Raw genomic sequence first — 20,750 nt, 5'->3', positions numbered from 1 at the left:
CGGCTACGATGACCTCGTCCGTGATCGCGCCCCGGTGCACCCGGCTGGCGCCCGGTGACCGGGGAGGACCCATCGACGAGCGCGGCTTGACGGACCTCCGGGCCGGTGCCCGCGAGCGGGTGCGCGCGCTGCTCGCCGCCGTCCCGGTGCCGCGGCCGTGGTCGATGAACGCGTGGGTCGACCGCCTCGAGGCGTGGCGCGGGCGCGAAATCGACCTCGTCCCGGTCGAATACCGGCCCGGCCGCCCGTCCGGCGCGTGGCAGGCCCGCTCGGACTACGACCTGATCGCGTACGTCGAGCACACGTCGGCACTGCACCAGGACCACATCATCGCCCACGAGCTCGCCCACATGCTGTGCGCGCACACGGGCACCTGCCAGATGTCGGAGTCCGAGGCCGCGCAGCTCGCCCCGGACCTGGCGCCGCAGGCGTTGTCCCACCTGCTCACCCGCGTGACGACCGGCACCGACGAGTACGAGGCCGAGCTGATCGCCGTGCTGCTGATGAGCGCCGCGACGAGCGAGCCGCCCGCCGTTCAGCCGGGCGCGTCCGGCCGGGCGGCGGAGCAGGCTAGGCGGCTGGCGGCACTCCTGGGATAGTGCCGTCTCGTGATCGACATTCTGTTCGTCGGGGTCGGGCTCTTCGCGTTGGCGGTCGGGATCTGGCGCGCGGTCCGCGCCCGGCGCACCGGGGCGGGGGCCGGGCTGGCCGTCTCGCTCATCGCGCTGGGGGCGGCGTTCTGCTTCCTGTCCAACCGGGCGCAGCTGTTCGAGAGCGAGATCTACCCGAGCCTCGGCCGGCTGCTGTCGAACCTCGCGACGATGGTCGCGGCCTACGGCATCGGGCTGACGGTCGCGGAGATCAGCGGCACGCGCGACCGCGGCGGCCGGCTCCGGCTGGTGGCGCTCGGCACCGCGCTGGTCCTGCTGACGGTGATGTTCTTCAGCACGCCGGATCTGCCGCGCGGCGTCGGTGTGTTCGACGCGCTGTACCGCACGCACCCGACGCTGGTCGTCTACGTCTTCGTGTACACGGTCTACCTCGGGTTCGCGGTGATCGACATCGGCGTGGTGTCGGCGGTGACGATCCGCGCGAGCGGCGGCGCGCTGCGCGCCGGGTTGACGTTGTTGCTGCTGGCGTCGGCGTTCGCGGTCGCGTACCTGGCGGGCAAGGTCGTCGCGACGATCGGGGCCCTGCAGGCCGAGCACCCGGTGAAGGCGTTGTGCCGCGGGCCGTTCTCGACGCTGCCGTGCGCGCTCGACGTGGGGTTTCCGGCGGTCTCGGTGCTGCTGATCGTGGTGGGGTTGACGATCCCGTCGGTCCCGGGCTTGGTCGCCGGCCGCCGCGACGCGAAGACGCTTCGCCTGCTTCGGCCGCTTCGGACGCACTTGACGCGGCGGTTCCCGGAGATCGTCCGCATCGACCCCGGCGGGCCGTCCCGCCGCGAGCGGCTGTTGACGGCGATGAGCGAGACGAACGACGGGTTGATCCTGGCGGGGGTGACGCCGGAGTTGCCGGCCCCGGCGGCGGCGCGGCTGGTGCGCGATCTGCCGGACGAGCCGGGGGAGGAGGAGCCGCCGCCGGTCGCGCAGACGGAGCCGTTCGCCGCTGACGTCGCGCGGTTGCGGGCGATCGCGCGGGCGTACCGGAAGCTGGACGGCGCCGCGGTCGGCGAGGTGACCAGCCCGGCGAAGTGAGTTCATAGGTGTAGTGAGTGCGAAGGTGGATCGACTACATCTTCGACATCGCTACACGTCGCCACTGGCCGCGAAGATGTATTCACTACACATCGCTACCTGCTACGAACGTGTATCCGCTGCGCGAACCGCTTGCCCGCCGAACGGCGCTTCCAGCCGCGGTTCCCACCCGCGCTCGGTCAAGGCGACCAGCTGCAATGCTTCGGCCCGACCGGTCACCGGCAGCAGCGGCCGGACTTCGGTGGCGACGCGGGAGAGGGTCTCGTCGTCCCCGCCCATGGCGACGGTCACGTGCGCCGGCGGCCGGGTCCCGAATCGCCCACCGTAGGGCGGAACGTCCGGCCACCGAGCACAAACCGCATCGGTGACCGGTTGAAGCGACGGAGCCGGAAGCGCCAGGAAGCCGGGCGCCACCAGAACCTCGGTCAGCTCGACGGAAACCGGAGAGGTCGCGGCGGCAAGCGAACGAACCGCCGACAAGACCTCATCGCTCAGCGAGGCATCAGGAAGGAACGGGTAAAGCGCGGTCACGTGAGCGGGCAACCCGGGCCGGACCAAGCCGGGATCGATCCGCCGGGCCGCGGCGAGCGCGGATTCGGCGGCGGGCAGCAGGATCACCAGCGCGGTGGTTCCGATCTCGGGCACCTCCGCATCATGGCAGTGCCGCGTCGGCGGCGGCCGAGAACCATCGCCTTGTGTCGGCCGCCCGTCGGCGGCGTTCCGGACTCACGGTTTCAGCCGGTCGCAGGTCGGCGGTCCTTCGGGCTCGCGGTGATCTCCTGGCCGCCCGTCGGCGGTCTTTCGGGCTCGCGGTTCAGCCCGCCGCGGATTGGCGGCATTTCGGATCCGCCTTTCTGCCAGCTGTGCGCCGACGGTGTCCCGACCTCGCGGTTTTCTGCTGACCGCGCGCCGACAGCGTCCGGACGAGTGCCGTGTGCCGGTCGCGGCCTCTGGGAACCGTCGCGTGACAACCACGCCGACGACCGCCGCGGCCAATTTCGGGAAACCAACGCCGTACAGCGACGGCTTCCGGGATCCGTCACGCGGCCGCCGTCTCCGGGAACCGTCCCGAGCGGGCCAGTGCCAAGCTCCGCCGGCACAGCTCCACCAACTCCAAGTTGGCGCGGCTGCGCGGGCTGCGGCCGCAGAGTCCGCAGTGGATCGCCACCTCGCCGGTCAGCTCGTCCACCGCCACCAGCGCCTGGTGGTCGCAACTGCGGCACCAGCGGTACCCGATCGCCGGGTTCGTGTGCACCGGGGACGCGACGCAGTCGTGCAGCCAGCGGCGGTGCGTGCGGCACGAGACCCGGTCGGTCGGGTCGAGCCGGCCGGCGTCTTCGTCGCGGTCCTCGCCCGCCAGTGTCGACGCCAGCAGCGGCTGTCTCGCCGCGGCGGGCCGGTCGTCGGGATTCGGGCCGGCCCACGCGTGGTGGTCGCCGCATCGGCACTTCTCGGACATGTCGCCCCCAGTGGTCGGGCCAATCGATCCGTCGAGTGTGACCGGGGCAACAGCGCGGCGACAACCGGGAAAACGCTCAGTTTCGCCCGGCGGCAGGGGTTCCGCGGCGGACGGAACAGCGGACTTCGGCCCTCGCGTATGCGAACATATGTTCTATGACCGCCGCCGAGGGGCCCATCCTGCATGCCGACCTCGACTCGTTCTACGCGTCGGTCGAGCAGCGCGACGACCCGGCGCTGAAGGGGCGCCCGGTCATCGTCGGCGGCGGGGTCGTGCTGGCCGCGAGTTACGAGGCCAAGGCCTATGGCGTGCGCACCGCGATGGGCGGCGCGCAGGCCCGGCGGCTGTGCCCGCACGCCGTCGTCGTGCCGCCGCGGATGTCGGCGTATTCGGCCGCGAGCAAGGTCGTCTTCGACGTCTTCCACGACACCACGCCGTGGGTGGAAGGCCTCTCGATCGACGAAGCCTTCCTCGACGTCGGGGGGTTGACGAGGATCGGCGGACGGCCCCGTGACATCGCCGAACGGCTGCGCGCCACCGTCGCCGAGCGCGCCGGGCTGCCGATCACGGTAGGGGTTGCGCGGACGAAGTTCCTCGCGAAGGTCGCCAGCCGCGTCGCGAAACCGGACGGCCTGCTCGTCGTCCCGCACGACGCGGAGCTCGAGTTCCTGCACCCGCTGCCGGTCGGCGCGCTGTGGGGCGTCGGCAAGGTCACCACCGAGAAGCTGCGCGCGCGGGGCATCACGACGGTCGGGCAGCTGGCCGCGTCCGAGCCGGTCGACCTCGTCGGCATGCTCGGCCGGGCGGCCGGCGGGCACCTGCACGACCTGGCGCACAACCGGGACCCGCGCCGCGTCGAGGTCGGCCGGCGGCGCCGGTCGATCGGCGCCCAGCGGGCCCTCGGGCGCGGCAGGCGGACCCCGGCGGAGCTCGATGTCGTGCTCGTGGCGCTCGTCGACCGCATCGCCCGCCGGTTGCGCGCCGCCCGCCGCGTCTGCCGGACGGTCACGATCCGCCTGCGCTTCGCCGATTTCACCCGGGTCACCCGCTCGCACACGCTCAACGAGCCGACGGCGGGCACCGGCGTGCTGCTCGCCGCGGCGCGGGAGCTGCTCGTGGCCGCGCTGCCGATGATCGCCGACCGCGGCATCACGCTGCTCGGCGCCGCGCTGTCGAACCTGGCCGACGAAGACCCGTTCCAGCTGGCGCTGCCGTTCGAACGCCGGCGGGCGACCCAGCTCGACACCGCGTTGGACGCGGTGCGGGACCGGTTCGGCAAAGCGGCGGTCACCCGGGCGGTCCTGCTCGGCCGCCCGGACGACCTCGAAGTGCCGATGCTGCCGGATTGACGGGAAAACCGGTCAAATTCCGAGCGGTTCGCGAATGCGGGCGTGCGCCAGTGCGGAAAGCGCGGCGGGGCGCAGCGCGTCGGTGCGGTTCCACAGCTCCGGAGGCACGCTCTCGCGCTGCCCGGCCTGTTCGACGACTTCGAAACCGGCCTGACGCAGGAGATCGGCCATGGCCGCGGGGGAGAGGAACGTGCGCCAGGGCTCGCCCTGTTCCGCGGCGACCGCGGCGACGGCTTCGGCGTAGCCGTTTCCGGCCGCGTCCCGCAGTTCCGCGGGAAGCAGGTGATCGGTCACGATTTCCGATCCGGGTGCGAAACCGCCGAGATCCGTCAATGTGGCGAGAATCGCCTTCCGGGTCAGGTACATGGTGACACCGAGCCAGCTCACGAACACGGGCTGAAACGGGTCCAGTCCACTCTGGACGAGCCGTTCCCGGAGCGGATCGGCTTCGAAGTCGACCGGGACGAACGTGACCGAGGCGGGCACGGCGACGCCGGCGCGCTCGAGCAGTTCCCGTTTGACGGCCTGGGTCGCCGCGCGGTCGACCTCGAACACCCGGAATCGTCCGGGTACGCTCCGATAGGCGAACGAATCCAGTCCGGCGCCGAGAATCACATACTGGTCTATACCGGAATTGCCGCGAAGCAGCCGGTCTTCGGTGAACCGGCTGCGGCACACTGCCTGGGCGCGGGCGCCGGCCAGGACGGGATGTGCGCCGTGGACGTGGTGGTAGGCCAAGAGTTCCTCGGCGCGGTCGCCGAGGAGCGTCGCGGCGAGGGTGTCGGAGAAGATGACGGGCCCGGCGTCGACGAGCAAATGTGCCGCTCGTGCGGCGGCCGCGGTGAAGGCGGTCCGGCTGACGCGGGGTGCAATACCGGGAAAGTCGTCGGTGGTCATGCGGCAACGGTACCGATTTGATTTCAAACATATCACAACAACAAATATTCGACAAGATGGCGCGCATTCCGGCTCGGTTGCGGTCACTCTGGACGGGGGCGACGCGGTCGCCCGGGCGGCCATTGTGGACGCTTCACGGGTGTCGCGCGTGCCGGACGGGATTCGACAGGTTAGGGTCTGTCCGACCGTGTTCTGGAGAAGATGAGGAACGACGAACCATGGCGCAACGGGTGCACGTCGAGATGGTGGACGACCTCGACGGGAGCGAGGCTTCGCAGACCGTCCCCTTCAGCCTTGACGGGGTGACGTACGAGATCGACCTGTCCGAGGACAACGCTTCCGCGCTCCGGGACGAACTCGCCCGCTACGTCGCCGCGGCGCGGCGGACCGGCGGCCGCAAGGTGCGCCTCGCGACCGGCCAGTCGCTGTCGGGCTCGGCGGGCTCGGGCACCGACCGCGAGCGCAACCGCCAGATCCGCGAGTGGGCGCAGGCGAACGGCTACGAGGTGGCCGAGCGTGGCCGCCTGTCGAGCGAGATCATCGCGGGCTTCGAGGCCGACCAGGCCGCGGCGGCCGAACCGGCGGAGGCCAAGCCGGCGCGCAAGCGCGCGACGCGCAAGAAGGCCTGACGCCGGGACTGGTTGCCGGAGAAGGAATGCCTCGGCGGTCTCGCCGCGTGTGAGTGCGCGGCCGGATCGGGTGGCGTTCAGTAGGTCGGTTTCGCGCGCCCGGAGCCGGGGGAGCTCCCGGCGCGCGAAATGGGGTTGCCGGGCCGGGATCTCAGCCGGCCGAGGTGAACCGGGCACGGCTGCCGCTGCGCAAGCGCGCCCCGCGCGGCCCAATCGCACGCTGCTGTTGGGTGGGTGGCGTGCGCTCGGCCGGATCGGCGCACTGCCGCCAGGTAAGTCATGTCCGCTCCGCAGATTCGGCGCGCTGGAGCGGCCGCTCGCCCCGGTGGAGAGTGGCCGCCGCGGCAGGGTTCACGGCAATTGCCGAGCTGCGTCCGGTCCGAGGTGTCCTGCCCCTCGTCCACGACTGTCCCAGCCGGTCCGTCCCGCGGGTCCACATCCCCTCCGTCGCATGTGGATCTTCCCGCGCGCCCGGTCCGGTGGGTAGCCGGCGGTCACGCGCCGTCGTCCTGACGCGAAAAAGCCACCGCACGCCGACATTTCCCGGCCGGTAAAGCTTGTCGGAGGGTGGCTCCGATCGCCAGACTGTCAGTGCTCCGCGCGGCCGGTACCGCGCCGGAGCACGGCCCGGTGGCCGCCTCCTCCCTCGATGGCCACCGGGCCGCCTTCAGCTCCGCCTCCTCGCGCGCCGAAGCCGCGGAGCGCTTTTCCCGCCGATCGGGCGTCCCTTCACGCAGCCTGTAGACAATCGACCGCAATGAGCGCACACTCAGACTACTCCATACTGCATACAATCTTCAGTGGCGAGTTCTGAGGAGGCGGTCACGATGGCCGAGGTCCGCGAGCTCCGGGACGTCTACGGACGGCGGTACCGCGTCGGCGAGTCCGACCGGGAGCTGCTCGGCCGGCCGCGGACGTGGGTCACCTGGCTGGCCGGGGCGGCGATGCTGGCCGCCGGCGTGCAGCAGTACGGCTTCGGCGCGCTCGTCCCGCAGCTGACCCGGGTGCACGGGTGGACGTTCGGTGCCATCGTGCTCTCGCTCGCGGTGTGGGCGATCTGCCAGGCCGGGGCCGCTTTTCCGACCGCGTGGCTGCGCGAGCGCGGCCTGCTCCCGGCGCCCGCGGCGATGGCCGCCGGCGCCGTGCTCTGCGCCGCCGGGCTCGTGACGCTCGGCCACGCGACCAATCTGCTCACCGTCTTCCTCGGCTACTCCGTCCTCGGCGGCCTCGGCACCGGCCTGGTCTACGCGACCTGCGTCGGCGCGGTGCTGGCCTGGTTCCCGGACCGCACCGCCCCCAGCGCGGGCGTCGTGAGCGGCGCGTTCGCGTACGGCAGCGTGCCCTTCGTCGTGCTCGCCGCCGCCTTGCCGGCCGCGCGGCCGGCGCTCCTCGACGTGACCGCGGGCGTCGTCCTCGTCGTGATCGCCGGGTGCGCGCTGCTGCTGCGGTACCCGCCGCGGCACTGGTGGCCGGCGACGCCCGAACCGCGCACGTGGGCCCTCGACCGGGCGCACAACCGGCGGCCGGCCGTCCGCCACTACCGGCCCGCGGAGCTGTTCCGGTGCGGGACGACCCTCGCGTTGTACCTGGTCGTCGTGCTCGCGGCCGCGGTGCTGTTGTTCGACCTCGCCTACCTCGCGACGTTCGTCGCCGGGCGCAGCGGGCCCGGGCTCGCCGCGGCCGCCCTGGCGCTGCTCGCCGCGGCGACCGGCAGCGGCCGGGTGCTCATCGGCAGGCTCGCCGACCGGCTCGGCCGGCACCGGATCCTGCGGTTCGCGCTGCTCGCCGGCGGCGTCGCCCAGTTCGTCCTCTTCTACTCGGGCGAACACCGGCACGCCGTCGGGCTGCTGCTCGGCGTCGCGCTCGCCGGGCTCGGCAACGGCTGCTGCTACACGCTGCTGGTCGGCCTGGTGCGCGAATACTTCGGCGAGGAGTCGGCCGCCCAGAACTTCGGGATACTGTATTCCGCCAAGGCCGTCGGCGCGGTGGTCGGGATCGGGCTGGCCGCGCTCGTCGTGACGTCGCACGGGTTCGTCGGCGCCTTCGCCGCGGCGGGTGTGCTGAGCCTGGCCGGCGCGGTGCTGTCCGGACGGCTGACCCAGCCGGGCCGGCCCAAGTCGCTGCTGCCGGCGGCCTGACGTGGGGCGGATGACGAGCCGGCGCCGGGTGCTGCGCGTCCACGACGGCGTGCACACCGCGCGGCCGGACACGCTGACCGTCGAAGAACCCCTCGAGATCCGGGTGGCCGGGAAAGCGCTGTCCATCACGATGCGCACCCCGGGCGACGATTTCGACCTCGCCGCCGGGTTCCTGGTCGGCGAGGGCGTGGTGCGGGCGGCCGCGGACATCCACTCGATCCGCTACTGCGCCGGCGCCACGGCCGACGGGAGCAACACGTACAACATCCTGGACGTCGTGCTCGCGCCGGGCGTCGCGCCGCCGGACGCGTCGGTGGAGCGGAACTTCTACACGACGTCCTCGTGCGGGCTGTGCGGCAAGGCGAGCCTGGACGCCGTCCGGACGACGGTGACGTGGCCGGTGGCCGCGGACCCGTTCGCCACCGACCCGGCGACGCTCGCCGGGCTGCCGGACGAACTCCGGGCGGCGCAACGGGTCTTCGACCGGACCGGCGGGCTGCACGCGGCGGGGCTCTTCGACGCCGACGGCAAGCTGCTGTGCCTGCGCGAGGACGTCGGCCGGCACAACGCGGTGGACAAGGTGGTGGGCTGGGCGACCCGCGACGGCAGGCTGCCGCTGTCGGGGAAGGCGCTGATGGTGAGCGGGCGGGCGTCGTTCGAGCTGGTGCAGAAGGCGGTGATGGCCGGGATCCCGTTGCTGGCGGCGGTTTCGGCGCCGTCGTCACTGGCGGTGGACCTGGCGGCCGAGCTGGGGCTGACGCTGGTGGGTTTCCTGCGGGGCACGTCGATGAACGTCTACACGCGACCCGACCGGCTGGGGCTTCAGCCGAGCTGAGCGAGCAAGGCGGCGACGGCGGGGGAGACGTCGGCCCGGTGCACGGCGCCGAGCTGCCACGCCGGCGGCCGGTCGAACCGCCGGACGGTGAGATCGGGAAACCGCGCGGCGGCCGACGAAGGCAGCACACAGGCGGCGAGCCCGGCCCGGAGCAGCCCGGCGGCCACGGCGAGATCATCGACCTCGAGCGAAAGCCGGCGGCCGGGGAAAGCGCGGTCGACGGCTTCGCGGATCGCCCAGCCGGCCGGAAAGTCCACAAGGGACAGTTCGGACAGGTCGGCGGGCGCCGACGGGGACCCGCCGGGCGCGGTGGCGAGGACGAGTTCTTCGCCCGCGAGGGGAGTGATGTCCAGCCCGGGCGCGAAAGGGCCGGAGGGGGCCGGGTGGACGCCGGGAGCGAGGTCAGGGATGGCTGCGGGATCCACCTGGCCGCGCGAGGGGCAGCCCGCGGCGGTGGGGTCGGCCGAGGCGAGGCCGGGCGTGGCTGATCCGGCCGCTGCGAAGCCGTTCGGCGCCGGATCGCCCGGGCGGGTCGCCGTACTGAGAGTCCCCGCCGCGACCACCGTCAGGACCACGTCCACTGTGGACTCCGCCACCGCCTCCGGCCCATCGCAAGCCGCGACCTGACGGACCTCCACCGCCAACCCCGGGTGTACGTGCCGCAGCGTCGCCAGCACCCGGTGCCAGTCCGCCAGCAACCCGGGGCACACCCCCAGCCGCACCTGCCCGTTCACCGGGGACACGGCCGCCCGCGCGCGGGCGGCCGCCTCCAGGGCCGCCCGCGCGGCGGGCAGGAACGCCTCGCCGGCGGGCGTCAGCTCCACCCGGTGCGTCGTGCGGTGGAACAACGGTGTCCCCAGATCGCGCTCCAGCGCACGGACCACTGTGGACACCGTCGACTGGACCGTTCGCAACCGGTGGGCGGCCGCCGTGAAGCCGCCTTCCTCGGCGACCGCCACCACCACCGCCAGCTGGCGCAGCTCCATCACGGCACCTCGTCGAGCGCGCCGGTCCGTTCGTCGAGGACGTAGCCGCGCACGGCGTCGGTGTGCCGCAGGAACGGGGACGCCCGCAGCCGGGCGATGCACTGGCGGACGTCCTGGACCGGGTCGGTGAACGTCTCCGCCGCCCAGCCGGGCCGGATCCCGGTCGACGACTCCAGGCGCCGGGCGAAGTCGGTGTCCGTGAACCTCCGCATGCCACAGTCCTGATGGTGGATCAGCACGATCTCCCGCGTGCCCAGCAGGTGCTGGCTCACCGTCAGCGAGCGGATCGCGTCGTCGGTGACCGCGCCGCCGGCGTTGCGGATCACGTGCGCGTCGCCCTCCCGGAGGCCGAGCAGCCGGGAGACGCTGATCCGCGCGTCCATGCACGCGAGCACCGCCAGCTTCAGCCGCGGGACCGCCGACGTCATCCCAGTACCTCGCGGGCCAGCGCCGCCGTCTCGCTCGGGGTGCGGCCGACCCGGATGCCCGCCGCCTCCAGGGCTTCCTTCTTCGCCGCCGCCGTTCCCGCCGAGCCGGAGACGATCGCGCCCGCGTGGCCCATCGTCTTGCCCTCCGGTGCCGTGAAGCCCGCGACGTACCCGACGACCGGCTTCGACACGTTGGCCCGCACGAAGTCCGCGGCCCGCTCCTCCGCGTCGCCGCCGATTTCGCCGATCAGGACGATCAGGTCCGTCTCCGGGTCCTTTTCGAACGCTTCGACGGCGTCGATGTGTGTCGTGCCGACGATTGGGTCGCCGCCGATGCCGACGCACGTGGAGAACCCGATGTCGCGCAGCTCGTGCATGAGCTGGTAGGTCAGCGTGCCGGACTTGGACACCAGCCCGATCCGCCCCGGGCCGGTGATGTCGGCCGGGATGATGCCGGCGTTCGACTTGCCGGGGGAGATGATGCCGGGGCAGTTCGGCCCGATGATCCGGGTGCGCCCGCCCGCCGCGACGGCATGGGACCACAGCCGGGCGGTGTCGTGCACCGGGACGCCCTCGGTGATCACCACCGCGAGCCCGATCCCGGCGTCGACGGCTTCGATCACGGCGTCGGCGACGAACGGCGGCGGCACGAAGAGCACGCAGACGTCCGCGCCGGTCGACGCCATCGATTCCGCGACGCCGCCGAACACCGGCAGCGAACGACCGGAGATCTCCACCTGCTGCCCGGCTTTGCGCGGGTTGACGCCGCCGACGACGTTCGTCCCCGCGGCGAGCATCCGGCGCGTGTGCTTGGCGCCTTCGGAGCCGGTGATGCCGGAGACGACGATCCGGCTGTTCTCGTCCAGGAAGATGGCCACGGTTCAGACCTCCGCGATCGCGAGCTTCGCCGCCTCGCGGGCGGCGTCGTCCATGGTGGCCACCACGGTGACCAGGGGATGGGTGGCGTCGGCGAGGATCCGCCTGCCTTCGGTGACGTTGTTGCCGTCGAGCCGGACCACCAGCGGTTTGGTGGCGCGGGCCCCGAGGATCTCCAGCGACCGCACGATCCCGGTCGCGACGGCGTCGCACGCGGTGATGCCGCCGAAGACGTTGACGAACACGCTGCGCACCTGCGGGTCGCCGAGGATGACGGTCAGCCCGTCGACCATCACCTGCGCCGACGCGCCGCCGCCGATGTCGAGGAAGTTCGCCGGCCCGCGCGCGCCGGCCTCCGCGGCGGCGGCCGCCACGACGTCCAAAGTGGACATGACCAGCCCGGCGCCGTTGCCGATCACGCCGATGTCGCCGTCGAGCTTGACGTAGTTGAGGTTCTTCGCCCGCGCTTCCCGCTCCAGGGGATCGCCGTCCACGGTGTCGTCGAAGGTCGCGGACCGGCGGAAGAACGCGTTGTCGTCCAGAGTGATCTTGCCGTCCAAGGCGACGATCCCAGTCGACGTGCTGGCCAGCGGGTTCACCTCGACCAGCGTGCAGTCCTCGGCGACGAACACTTCCCACAGCTTCTCGACGACGCCGGCGACCTCGCCGCGGACGTCGGCGGGGAACTCGGCGGCCACCGCGGCCGAGTCGACGCCGGAAAGAGGGTCGATCGGCACCCGGACCAGGGCGTCCGGCCGGGACGCCGCGACCTCTTCGATCTCCATCCCGCCTTCGGTCGACGCCATGGCGAGGAACGTGCGCCCGGCGCGGTCCAGCAAGAAGGACAAGTAGTACTCCTCGGCGATCTCGCTCGCTTCGGTCACCAGGACGCGGTGCACGGTGTGGCCCTTGATGTCCATGCCGAGGATGTCGTCGGCGGCCTGTTCGGCGTCGTCCGCGGTCCGCGCCACGCGGACGCCGCCCGCCTTGCCGCGGCCGCCGGTCTTCACCTGGGCCTTGACCACCACGGGGCCGTCGAGGGCAGCGGCCGCGGCGCGGGCCGACGCGGGATCGGCGGCGACCCGGCCACGGGGGACGGGTACGCCGTGCTTCTCGAAGAGCTCACGGGCTTCGTGTTCGAAGAGGTCCATGCGGGGGCGTCCTTTCCGCGGCGGGGCAGGGCGAAGGGCGTGGAGTGGTGGTCCGCGGGCCCGGCTTCGAGTGCCGGAAAAACCCTGCGGATGGCCCTGGACACGGGCTGCTTGAAGAGTGACTATATGCCTACCCCATACGGTATGCAATCTACAGTCTGCCGCGAAGAGGCCGCTGACCTCGACGGACGCCGACAGCGGCGACGAGCGGACCGGAGTACGCACCGCCGGACAAGAGAGATCCGGCGGCGGACCAGAGGAGTTGAGCAATGGCGCTGACAACGACCGGCACCACCGCGGGGGAGAGTGCCGCGGCGACGAACGGCGCCGAGCCCGCGCCCGCCGAAATCTCGGGTGGCCACCTCGTGGCCAAGGCGCTGAAGGCCGAAGGGGTCGACACGATCTTCACCCTCTGCGGCGGCCACATCATCGACATCTACGACGGCTGCGTCGACGAAGGCATCCAGGTCATCGACGTCCGGCACGAGCAGGTCGCGGCCCACGCGGCCGACGGCTACGCGCGGATCACCGGCAAGCCCGGCTGCGCGGTGGTCACCGCCGGGCCCGGCACCACGGACGCCGTCACCGGCGTCGCGAACGCCTTGCGCGCGGAAAGCCCGATGCTGCTCATCGGCGGCCAGGGCGCGCTCACCCAGCACAAGATGGGGTCGCTGCAGGACCTCCCGCACGTGGACATGATGACGCCGATCACCAAGTTCGCCGCCACCGTGCCGCACACCGCCCGCGTGGCCGACCTGGTGAGCATGGCGTTCCGCGAGGCCTACGCCGGCGCGCCCGGGCCGTCGTTCCTGGAGATCCCGCGCGATGTCCTCGACGCGCGCGTACCACTGGAGCAGGCCCGCATCCCCGAAGCGGGCCGCTACCGCGCGTCGACGAAGAACGCGGGCGACCCCGCCGACATCGAGAAGCTCGCGGACCTGCTGGTGCACGCGAAGAAGCCGGCCATCCTGCTGGGCAGCCAGGTCTGGACCACGCGGGCCACCGAACCGGCCGTCGACCTGGTGCGCACGCTCAACATCCCGGCGTACATGAACGGCGCCGGCCGCGGCACGCTGCCGCCGGGCGACCCGCACCACTTCCAGCTCTCGCGCCGCTACGCCTTCGACAACGCTGACGTCATCGTCATCGTCGGGACCCCGTTCGACTTCCGGATGGGCTACGGCAAGCGGCTGTCCAAGGACGCCACCGTCGTCCAGATCGACCTCGACTACCGCACGGTCGGCAAGAACCGCGACGTCGACCTAGGCATCGTCGGCGACGCCGGGCAGGTCCTCGCCGCCGTCGCCGAGGCCGCATCCGGGCGCAGCGACAACGGCGCCGTCGGCCGCAAGACCTGGCTCGAAGAACTCCAGGCCGTGGAGGAGAAGGCGAAGCAGAAGCGCCTGCCGCTGCAGCACTCCGACGCGAGCCCGATCCACCCGTACCGGCTGGTCCACGAGATCAACGAGTTCCTCACCGAGGACTCGATCTACATCGGCGACGGCGGCGACATCGTCACCTTCTCCGGCCAGGTCGTCCAGCCGAAGTCGCCCGGCCACTGGATGGACCCCGGTCCACTCGGGACACTCGGCGTGGGCATCCCGTTCGTCATGGCCGCCAAGCACGCGCGCCCGGACGCCGACGTCGTCGCGCTCTTCGGCGACGGCGCCTTCAGCCTCACCGGCTGGGACTTCGAGACGCTGGTGCGGTTCAACCTGCCGTTCGTCGGGATCGTCGGCAACAACTCGTCGATGAACCAGATCCGCTACGGCCAGGCCGCGAAGTACGGCCTGCCGCGCGAGCGCGTCGGCAACACCCTCGGCGACGTCCGCTACGACGAGTTCGCGCGGATGCTCGGCGGCTACGGCGAAGAAGTCCGCGACCCGGCCGACATCGGGCCGGCGCTGCTGCGGGCGCGGGAGTCCGGCAAGCCGTCGCTGATCAACGTCTGGGTCGATCCCGACGTGTACGCCCCCGGAACCATGAACCAGACCATGTACAAGTGAGCGGAGGCCAAGGCATGGGTAAGGCACTGGAGGGCGTCCGCGTCCTCGACATGACGCACGTGCAGTCCGGACCGTCGTCGACGCAGCTGCTCGCCTGGCTCGGCGCGGACGTGATCAAGCTGGAAACCCCCGGCCGGGGCGACATCACGCGCGGGCAGCTGCGCGACCTGCCCGGCGTCGACAGCCTCTACTTCACGATGCTGAACTCGAACAAGCGCAGCATCACGCTCAACATGAAGAGCGCCGAGGGCAAGGAAGTCTTCGAAAAGCTCGTGTCCGGAGTGGACATCCTGGTCGAGAACTTCGGCCCCGGCGTCGTCGACCGGTTCGGCTACCCGTGGGACAAGCTCTCGGCGCTGAACCCGCGGCTGATCTACGCCTCGATCAAGGGCTTCGGGCCGGGCCGCTACGCCGACTTCAAGGCCTACGAGGTCATCGCGCAGGCCATGGGCGGCGCGATGAGCACGACCGGCTTCGAAGACGGTCCGCCGACGGCGACCGGCGCGCAGATCGGCGACTCCGGCACCGGCATCCACCTGGTGGCCGCCATCCTCGCCGCGCTGTACCAGCGGACCTCCACCGGCCGCGGCCAGCGCGTCCAGGTCGCCATGCAGGACGCCGTGCTCAACCTGTGCCGGGTCAAGCTGCGCGACCAGCAGCGCCTGGCGCACGGGCCGCTCGGCGAGTACCCCAACGACCAGTTCGGCGACGAGGTCCCGCGGTCGGGCAACGCCTCCGGCGGCGGCCAGCCCGGCTGGGCGGTCAAGTGCGCGCCCGGCGGCCCGAACGACTTCATCTACGTGATCGTCCAGCCACCCGGCTGGGCGCCGCTCGCGCGGTTGATCGGCAAGGAGGAGCTGGCCGAGGACCCGGCGTGGGCCACCCCCGAGGTCCGGTTGTCCAAACTGGACAAGATGTTCGCTCTCGTCGAGGAGTGGACCGAGAAGCACACCAAGTGGGAAGTGATGGAGAAGCTCAACGCCCACAACATCCCCTGCGGCCCGATCCTGTCCACGAAGGAACTGATCGAGGACGAGACCCTGCAAGAGCTCGGTTCGGTCGTCGAGGTCGCGCACCCCGAACGCGGCAGCTTCAAGACCGTCGGCTGCCCGCTGAAGCTGTCCGACTCGCCGGTCGAGATCGAACGGTCGCCGCTGCTCGGCGAGCACAACGACGAAGTGCTGGCCGAACTCGGCTACAGCGAGGCCGAGCTGGACAAGTTCCGCGCCGCGGGGGTGATCTGAGTGGGGGATCGCGCGGCGGTCGAAAAGATCCTCGACCAGGCGGCGGCCGAAGGCCGGTCCTCGCTGACCGCGCCCGAGGGGCGTGCGGTCTGCGAGGCCTACGGCATCCCGACGCCCGCCGAACGGCTGGCGACCACGGCCGAGGAAGCCGTGACGCACGCGGAAGCCATCGGGCTGCCGGTGGTGCTCAAGATCGTCTCGCCGGACATCCTGCACAAGACCGAGGCCGGCGGCGTGCTCGTCGGCCTGAAGGACGCCGACGCGGTGAAAACCGGCTTCACGAGGATCATCGAGAACGCGAAGGCGTACAACGCCGACGCGCGCATCGTCGGCGTCCAGGTGCAGCAGATGCTCACCGAAGGGCAGGAGGTGATCATCGGCTCGGTCACCGACCGGACCTTCGGCAAGGTCGTCGCGTTCGGCCTGGGCGGCGTCCTCGTGGAGGTGCTCAAGGACGTCACCTTCCGGCTGGCGCCGACGACCACCGAGGAAGCGCTCTCCATGATCGACGGTATCCAGGCGGCGGAAATCCTCCGCGGGGTCCGCGGCTCGGAGCCGGTCGACCGGGACGCGCTCGCCGCGGTGATCACCGGGCTCGGGCAGCTGGTGGCCGACTTCCCCCAGTTGTCCGAAGTGGACCTCAACCCGGTACTCGCCACGGCCGGCGGCGCCACCGCGGTCGACGTCCGGATCCTGGTCGACCCGGACGCGGCGAAGGAGCCGCACCGGTTCACCCAGGAGGAGATCCTCGCCTCCATGAACCGGATCATGAAACCGGCGTCGATCGCGGTGATCGGCGCGTCGGCCGAGGCCGGGAAGATCGGCAACTCGGTGATGAAGAACCTGGTCAACGGCGGTTATGCCGGGGAGATCCACCCGATCAACCCGAAGGCCACGGAGATCCTCGACCGCAAGGCCTACGCCAGCATCGCCGACGTGCCGGGCGACGTCGACGTGGCCGTCTTCGCCATCCCGGCGAAGTTCGTCCCCGCGGCCCTCGAAGAGGTCGGCCGCAAGGGCGCGGCCGGGGCGATCCTCATCCCGTCCGGCTTCGGCGAGACCGGCAACATCGAGCTGCAGGACGAGGTCGTCGCGATCGCGCGCAAGCACGGCGTCCGCATCCTCGGGCCCAACATCTACGGCTACTACTACACGCCGGAGAACCTGTCGGCGACGTTCTGCACGCCGTACGACGTCAAGGGCGGCGTGGCGCTGTCGTCGCAGAGCGGCGGGATCGGGATGGCGATCCTCGGCTTCAGCCGCTCGGCGAAGATGGGCGTCTCCTCGATCGTCGGCGTCGGCAACAAGGCCGACATCGACGAAGACGACCTGCTCACGTTCTTCGAGCAGGACGACAACACTCAGCTCGTCGCGATGCACCTCGAAGACCTCAAGGACGGCCGGTCGTTCGCGGAGACGGCGAAGCGGGTCTCGAAGCGCAAGCCGGTCGTGGTCCTCAAGGCCGGGCGGACGTCGCAGGGCGCCAAGGCGGCCAGCTCGCACACCGGCGCGCTGGCCGGCGACGACAAGGTCTACGACGACATCCTCCGCCAGAGCGGCGTGATCCGGGCGCCCGGGCTCAACGACATGCTCGAGTACGCCCGCGGCATCCCGCTGCTCCCGACGCCGCAGGGCGAGAACGTCGTCATCATCACCGGCGCCGGCGGGTCGGGCGTGCTGCTCTCGGACGCCTGCGTCGACAACGGGCTGAGCCTGATGGAGATCCCGCCGGACCTCGACACGGCGTTCCGGAAGTTCATCCCGCCGTTCGGCGCGGCGGGCAACCCCGTCGACATCACCGGCGGCGAGCCACCCTCGACCTACCGCAACACCATCGCGCTGGGCCTCGAGGACGACCGCATCCACGCCCTGATCCTGGGTTACTGGCACACCATCGTCACCCCGCCGATGGTGTTCGCGGAACTGGTGTCCGAAGTGGTCGAGCAGTACCGCGCGAAGGGCATCCACAAGCCCGTCGTCGCTTCCCTCTCCGGGGACGTCGAGGTCGAAGAGGCGAGCGACTACCTCTACGACCACGGCGTCGTCGCCTACCCGTACACGACCGAAAAGCCCGTGGCCGTGCTCGGCGCGAAGTACCGCTGGGCCCGGGCCGCGGGCCTGCTCTGAACGTCTTCCACAGGGGCTGGCCCGACCACACGGAAAGGACGATGATCCACCCGCACGACGGCAGCAGAGGGATTCGAGTCAATGGTGACGAAAGAGAACTCTTATGACCGCAGCTACATACCAGGAGATCACTGACCCGAACGGGCGGGTCTACCGGGTCGGCGAATCCGACCGGGACATCATGGGCAGACCCCGGTGGACGATGGTCGTCCTGCCCTGGGTGGCCATGATGGCCATCAGCTCTTCGGAATACGCGTTCACTTCGGCCGAGGACACGCTGTCCGCGGCGCACGGCTGGCACGGCGCGCACATCTTCTGGCTGCTGGCCGTCTGGGTGTTCTTCCAGGCGGCGGTCGCCTTCCCGGCGGGCAAGATGCGGGAGAGCGGCCGGTTGTCCGCCCGGTCCGCGATGTTCCTCGGCGCGGCCGGCACGGTGCTCGGTTACCTGGCCCTGGCCTATTCGCCGAGCGTCTTCTGGGCGTACCTCGGCTTCGGCATGTTCGGCGGTGGCGGCGCCGGGTTCGTCTACGCGACCTGCATCAACATGGTCGGCAAGTGGTACCCGGAGCGGAAGGGCGGGAAGACGGGCTTCGTCAACGGCGGGTTCGCCTACGGCTCCGTCCCGTTCATCTTCATCTTCACGACCTACCTGGACCTGGGCAACTACGGCAGCATCCTGCCGGCGGTCGGGCTCTTCCTCGCCGCCGCCGTCGCGGTGAGCGGGTTCTTCTTCCGCGACCCGCCGAAGAACTGGTGGCCGGCCCACGTCGACCCGCTCAAGGTGCCCGACGACCCGCGTGTGCGCCGGTCGCTGGCGAAGAACCCGCCCGCGGTCAAGCAGTTCACGCCGCGGGAGGCGCTCAAGACCGGGATGCTGCCCCTGATGTGGATCTGCCTGCTGTGCACAGCGGGCGTCAACATCTTCGGCATCTCGGCCCAGGTGCCGTTCGGCAAGGAGATGGGCTTCGCCGGCGGCATCGTCGCGCTGGCGATGAGCCTCAAGGCGGTCATCAACGGGGCCGGCCGCGGGGTGATCGGCTGGATCTCCGACCGCTACGGACGACGTCAGACGCTGTTGCTGGTCTGCGTGGTGCTGGGGCTGGCCCAGGTCGCGGTGTACCTGTCGGGCTCGATCGGCAGCATGCCGCTGTTCCTGCTGGCGTCGATGGTCTCCGGGTTCGGCGGCGGGGCGATCTTCCCGTTGTTCGCGGCCCTGACCGCCGACTACTTCGGGGAGAACAACAACGCCAGCAACTACGGCCTCGTCTACAGCTCGAAACTCGTTTCGGGGATCGTCGGCGCGGGCCTCGGGAAGATGGTGATCGACGGGTGGGGCTACGGCGCGGCCTTCTACCTGGCGGCCGGGACCAGCCTGCTGGCGGCCGGCCTCGCGCTGTTCCTGCGCCAGCCCGGCCGGAATCCCGGCGGGATGCGCCACGGGCTCGCCGAAACCGAGCTCGTGGCCCGGCCCGCCACCGGCTGACGCCGGGCGCACGACCGCAGAGGACACGAGTCAACGGTGACGAAAGAGAACTCTCATGACCGCAGCTTCATACCAGGAGATCACTGACGAGAACGGAAGGGTGTACCGGGTAGGCGAGTCGCCGCACGACATCATGGGGCGCTCGCGCAGCTGGATGGTCTGGCTGCCCTGGATCGCCATGATGGCGGTCAGCGTCTTCGAGTACGGCTGGGGTGCCGTCGAAGGCACCCTCGAGGAGAAGTACGGCTGGACCCTGTCGGACGCGTTCTGGCTGGCCAGCATCTGGGCCGTGTTCCAGGCCGCGGTCGCGTTCCCGGCGGGGCGCCTGCGGGAGAAGAACATCGTGTCGGCGCGCACGGCCATGCTCGTCGGCGCGGTGTGCAGCGGCATCGGCTACTTCACCATTTCCCACAGCGGCAACCTCGTGCTGGCGTTCGCCGGCTACTCGGTGCTGGGCGGGATCGGTGCCGGGCTGGTGTACGCGACCTGCATCAACATGGTCGGCAAGTGGTACCCCGAAAAACGCGGTGCGCGGACCGGTTTCGTCAACGGCGGCTTCGCCTACGGCGCGGTTCCGTTCATCTACGTGTTCGCCGCTTTCCTCACCCCGGCCAACTATTCGGTGATCCTCGACGTCATGGGCGTGTACATGCTCGTCGCCGTCGGGATCTGCGGGTTCCTGTTCAAGGACCCGCCGAAGAGCTGGTGGCCGAAGGAAGTGGACCCGCTCAACTGGGTCCGCGACCGGAAGTCCAAGAGCGGGGGCCTGGCGAAGAATCCGCCCGCGGTGAAGCAGTTCTCGCCGGTGGAGGCCATCCGCACCGGAATGCTGCCGCTGATGTGGGTGTGCCTGGTGATCATCGGCGGGGTCTCGCTGTTCGGCATCAACTTCCAGGTGCCGTTCGCGAAGGTGAGCCACTTCGGTGCCTTCGTCGCGGCCTCGTCGGCCGGGGTCCTGGCGATCGTGAACGGCACCGGCCGCGCGGTCGTCGGCTGGGCGTCGGACAAGATCGGGCGGCGGCAGACGCTCACCCTGGTGCTGGTCATCGCGGCCGGGGCGCAGTTCGGCGTGCTCTACGCCGGGAACACGCACAACCTGGTCCTGTTCATGGTGTTCGCGTTCTTGACCGGCTTCGGCAGCGGCGCCTTCTACCCGCTGTTCGCGGCGCTGGTGCCGGACTACTTCGGCGAGAACAACAACGCGTCGAACTACGGCCTGGTCTACAGCGCGAAACTGGTCGGTGGCGTCGGCGGCGGCGGGCTCGCCGCGGGGGTCATCAGCGTGTGGGGCTACACGGGCGCGTACATCCTCGCCGGGTGCATCGCCCTCCTTTCGGCGGCGCTGACGCTGTTCCTGCGCCAGCCCGGCCGGAAGCGCCACCAGCTCGCCGAAACCGAGCTGGTGGCGCGACCGTCGGCCTCGGCCGGCGGTTAGTCCGGCGAGC

The 20,750-nt window shown here is 71.1% G+C and carries 18 protein-coding genes; 11 read left to right on the top strand and 7 right to left on the bottom strand.

All coding sequences use genetic code 11. The features are described from left to right. Positions 1-8 precede the first annotated feature (8 nt). Together ABFJ78_RS14160 and ABFJ78_RS14155 are read left to right on the top strand one after the other, a co-directional pair. Positions 9-599, top strand: a complete 591-nt coding sequence (locus ABFJ78_RS14160; RefSeq protein ID WP_436386527.1) for a hypothetical protein — start codon at positions 9-11, stop codon at positions 597-599. Positions 600-608: 9 nt separating this feature from the next. Beyond that, the gene (locus tag ABFJ78_RS14155) at positions 609-1,697 is read left to right on the top strand and encodes a hypothetical protein (protein WP_436386526.1); all 1,089 of its coding nucleotides are present in this window, start codon (positions 609-611) and stop codon (positions 1,695-1,697) included. A gap of 102 nt (positions 1,698-1,799) precedes the next feature. Here ABFJ78_RS14155 and ABFJ78_RS14150 read toward each other — a convergent pair whose 3' ends face one another. Together ABFJ78_RS14150 and ABFJ78_RS14145 are read right to left on the bottom strand one after the other, a co-directional pair. Next, positions 1,800-2,342: a 2'-5' RNA ligase family protein gene (locus ABFJ78_RS14150; protein WP_436386524.1), complete on the bottom strand. Its 543-nt coding sequence runs from the start codon at positions 2,340-2,342 to the stop codon at positions 1,800-1,802. A gap of 394 nt (positions 2,343-2,736) precedes the next feature. After that, a complete protein-coding gene (locus ABFJ78_RS14145; protein WP_436386523.1) occupies positions 2,737-3,156 on the bottom strand; it encodes a hypothetical protein in 420 nt (139 codons plus the stop codon). Between the two features lie 155 nt (positions 3,157-3,311). Between ABFJ78_RS14145 and dinB the strand changes: the two genes are divergently transcribed. Then, positions 3,312-4,505: a DNA polymerase IV gene (gene dinB / locus ABFJ78_RS14140; RefSeq protein ID WP_436386522.1), complete on the top strand. Its 1,194-nt coding sequence runs from the start codon at positions 3,312-3,314 to the stop codon at positions 4,503-4,505. A 12-nt stretch (positions 4,506-4,517) separates the two neighbouring features. Here dinB and ABFJ78_RS14135 read toward each other — a convergent pair whose 3' ends face one another. After that, positions 4,518-5,402, bottom strand: a complete 885-nt coding sequence (locus tag ABFJ78_RS14135; protein ID WP_436386521.1) for a class I SAM-dependent methyltransferase — start codon at positions 5,400-5,402, stop codon at positions 4,518-4,520. 218 nt (positions 5,403-5,620) lie between these two features. Between ABFJ78_RS14135 and ABFJ78_RS14130 the strand changes: the two genes are divergently transcribed. From ABFJ78_RS14130 to fdhD, 3 genes are all read left to right on the top strand, one after another. Continuing rightward, positions 5,621-6,031 carry a histone-like nucleoid-structuring protein Lsr2 gene (locus ABFJ78_RS14130; protein WP_436386520.1) on the top strand — a complete coding sequence of 137 codons (411 nt, stop codon included), beginning with the start codon at positions 5,621-5,623 and terminating at the stop codon, positions 6,029-6,031. A gap of 800 nt (positions 6,032-6,831) precedes the next feature. Beyond that, entirely contained in the window at positions 6,832-8,169 is a 1,338-nt protein-coding gene (locus ABFJ78_RS14125; protein ID WP_436386518.1) for an OFA family MFS transporter, read from the top strand. Position 8,170: 1 nt separating this feature from the next. After that, positions 8,171-9,004, top strand: a complete 834-nt coding sequence (gene fdhD, locus ABFJ78_RS14120) for a formate dehydrogenase accessory sulfurtransferase FdhD (RefSeq protein ID WP_436386516.1) — start codon at positions 8,171-8,173, stop codon at positions 9,002-9,004. Here the strand turns inward: fdhD and ABFJ78_RS14115 are convergent. The 4 genes from ABFJ78_RS14115 to sucC are packed head-to-tail and all read right to left on the bottom strand — an operon-like array spanning position 8,992 to position 12,445. Beyond that, positions 8,992-9,990: a LysR family transcriptional regulator gene (locus ABFJ78_RS14115; RefSeq protein WP_436386514.1), complete on the bottom strand. Its 999-nt coding sequence runs from the start codon at positions 9,988-9,990 to the stop codon at positions 8,992-8,994. The two genes, fdhD and ABFJ78_RS14115, sit on opposite strands and share 13 nt — an antisense overlap. Then, positions 9,990-10,418, bottom strand: coding sequence for a beta-class carbonic anhydrase (locus tag ABFJ78_RS14110; RefSeq protein ID WP_372664963.1), 429 nt, complete (start codon positions 10,416-10,418; stop codon positions 9,990-9,992). The genes ABFJ78_RS14115 and ABFJ78_RS14110 overlap by 1 nt, the downstream gene beginning before the upstream one ends. Further along, the gene (sucD, locus tag ABFJ78_RS14105) at positions 10,415-11,296 is read right to left on the bottom strand and encodes a succinate--CoA ligase subunit alpha (RefSeq protein WP_436386512.1); all 882 of its coding nucleotides are present in this window, start codon (positions 11,294-11,296) and stop codon (positions 10,415-10,417) included. Before sucD ends, ABFJ78_RS14110 begins: the two co-directional genes overlap by 4 nt. Before the next feature lie 3 nt (positions 11,297-11,299). Then, positions 11,300-12,445 carry an ADP-forming succinate--CoA ligase subunit beta gene (sucC, locus tag ABFJ78_RS14100; protein WP_436386510.1) on the bottom strand — a complete coding sequence of 382 codons (1,146 nt, stop codon included), beginning with the start codon at positions 12,443-12,445 and terminating at the stop codon, positions 11,300-11,302. Positions 12,446-12,714: 269 nt separating this feature from the next. On the opposite strand from sucC, the gene ABFJ78_RS14095 reads away from it, so the two are divergent. The 5 genes from ABFJ78_RS14095 to ABFJ78_RS14075 all read left to right on the top strand — a co-directional run bounded on the left by ABFJ78_RS14095 (position 12,715) and on the right by ABFJ78_RS14075 (position 20,740). Continuing rightward, a complete protein-coding gene (locus tag ABFJ78_RS14095) occupies positions 12,715-14,451 on the top strand; it encodes a thiamine pyrophosphate-binding protein (RefSeq protein ID WP_436386508.1) in 1,737 nt (578 codons plus the stop codon). Between the two features lie 14 nt (positions 14,452-14,465). Then, positions 14,466-15,695 carry a formyl-CoA transferase gene (gene frc / locus ABFJ78_RS14090; RefSeq protein WP_436386507.1) on the top strand — a complete coding sequence of 410 codons (1,230 nt, stop codon included), beginning with the start codon at positions 14,466-14,468 and terminating at the stop codon, positions 15,693-15,695. Further along, the gene (locus ABFJ78_RS14085; RefSeq protein ID WP_436386505.1) at positions 15,696-17,822 is read left to right on the top strand and encodes an acetate--CoA ligase family protein; all 2,127 of its coding nucleotides are present in this window, start codon (positions 15,696-15,698) and stop codon (positions 17,820-17,822) included. Between the two features lie 103 nt (positions 17,823-17,925). After that, positions 17,926-19,305 (top strand): OFA family MFS transporter, encoded by a 1,380-nt coding sequence (locus ABFJ78_RS14080; protein WP_436386503.1) that lies wholly within the window; start codon positions 17,926-17,928, stop codon positions 19,303-19,305. 55 nt (positions 19,306-19,360) lie between these two features. Next, the gene (locus ABFJ78_RS14075) at positions 19,361-20,740 is read left to right on the top strand and encodes an OFA family MFS transporter (RefSeq protein ID WP_436386501.1); all 1,380 of its coding nucleotides are present in this window, start codon (positions 19,361-19,363) and stop codon (positions 20,738-20,740) included. Positions 20,741-20,750 lie beyond the last annotated feature (10 nt).

The sequence above is a fragment of the Amycolatopsis sp. MEPSY49 genome, from assembly GCF_051337345.1.
Lineage (GTDB): Bacteria > Actinomycetota > Actinomycetes > Mycobacteriales > Pseudonocardiaceae > Amycolatopsis.
Note: the sequence above shows the minus strand (reverse complement) of the source record. Positions and strands in the feature narration are given on the sequence as shown.

Excerpts from the sequence above, each read along its gene's own strand:
- sucC (WP_436386510.1), bottom strand. The coding sequence starts at position 12,445 with ATGGACCTCTTCGAACACGAAGCCCGTGAGCTCTTCGAGAAGCACGGC.
- dinB (WP_436386522.1), top strand. The coding sequence starts at position 3,312 with ATGACCGCCGCCGAGGGGCCCATCCTGCATGCCGACCTCGACTCGTTC.
- ABFJ78_RS14075 (WP_436386501.1), top strand. The coding sequence starts at position 19,361 with ATGACCGCAGCTTCATACCAGGAGATCACTGACGAGAACGGAAGGGTG.
- ABFJ78_RS14145 (WP_436386523.1), bottom strand. The coding sequence starts at position 3,156 with ATGTCCGAGAAGTGCCGATGCGGCGACCACCACGCGTGGGCCGGCCCG.
- ABFJ78_RS14135 (WP_436386521.1), bottom strand. The coding sequence starts at position 5,402 with ATGACCACCGACGACTTTCCCGGTATTGCACCCCGCGTCAGCCGGACC.
- ABFJ78_RS14160 (WP_436386527.1), top strand. The coding sequence starts at position 9 with ATGACCTCGTCCGTGATCGCGCCCCGGTGCACCCGGCTGGCGCCCGGT.
- ABFJ78_RS14080 (WP_436386503.1), top strand. The coding sequence starts at position 17,926 with ATGACCGCAGCTACATACCAGGAGATCACTGACCCGAACGGGCGGGTC.
- ABFJ78_RS14095 (WP_436386508.1), top strand. The coding sequence starts at position 12,715 with ATGGCGCTGACAACGACCGGCACCACCGCGGGGGAGAGTGCCGCGGCG.
- ABFJ78_RS14130 (WP_436386520.1), top strand. The coding sequence starts at position 5,621 with ATGGCGCAACGGGTGCACGTCGAGATGGTGGACGACCTCGACGGGAGC.
- ABFJ78_RS14115 (WP_436386514.1), bottom strand. The coding sequence starts at position 9,990 with ATGGAGCTGCGCCAGCTGGCGGTGGTGGTGGCGGTCGCCGAGGAAGGC.
- ABFJ78_RS14110 (WP_372664963.1), bottom strand. The coding sequence starts at position 10,418 with ATGACGTCGGCGGTCCCGCGGCTGAAGCTGGCGGTGCTCGCGTGCATG.
- frc (WP_436386507.1), top strand. The coding sequence starts at position 14,466 with ATGGGTAAGGCACTGGAGGGCGTCCGCGTCCTCGACATGACGCACGTG.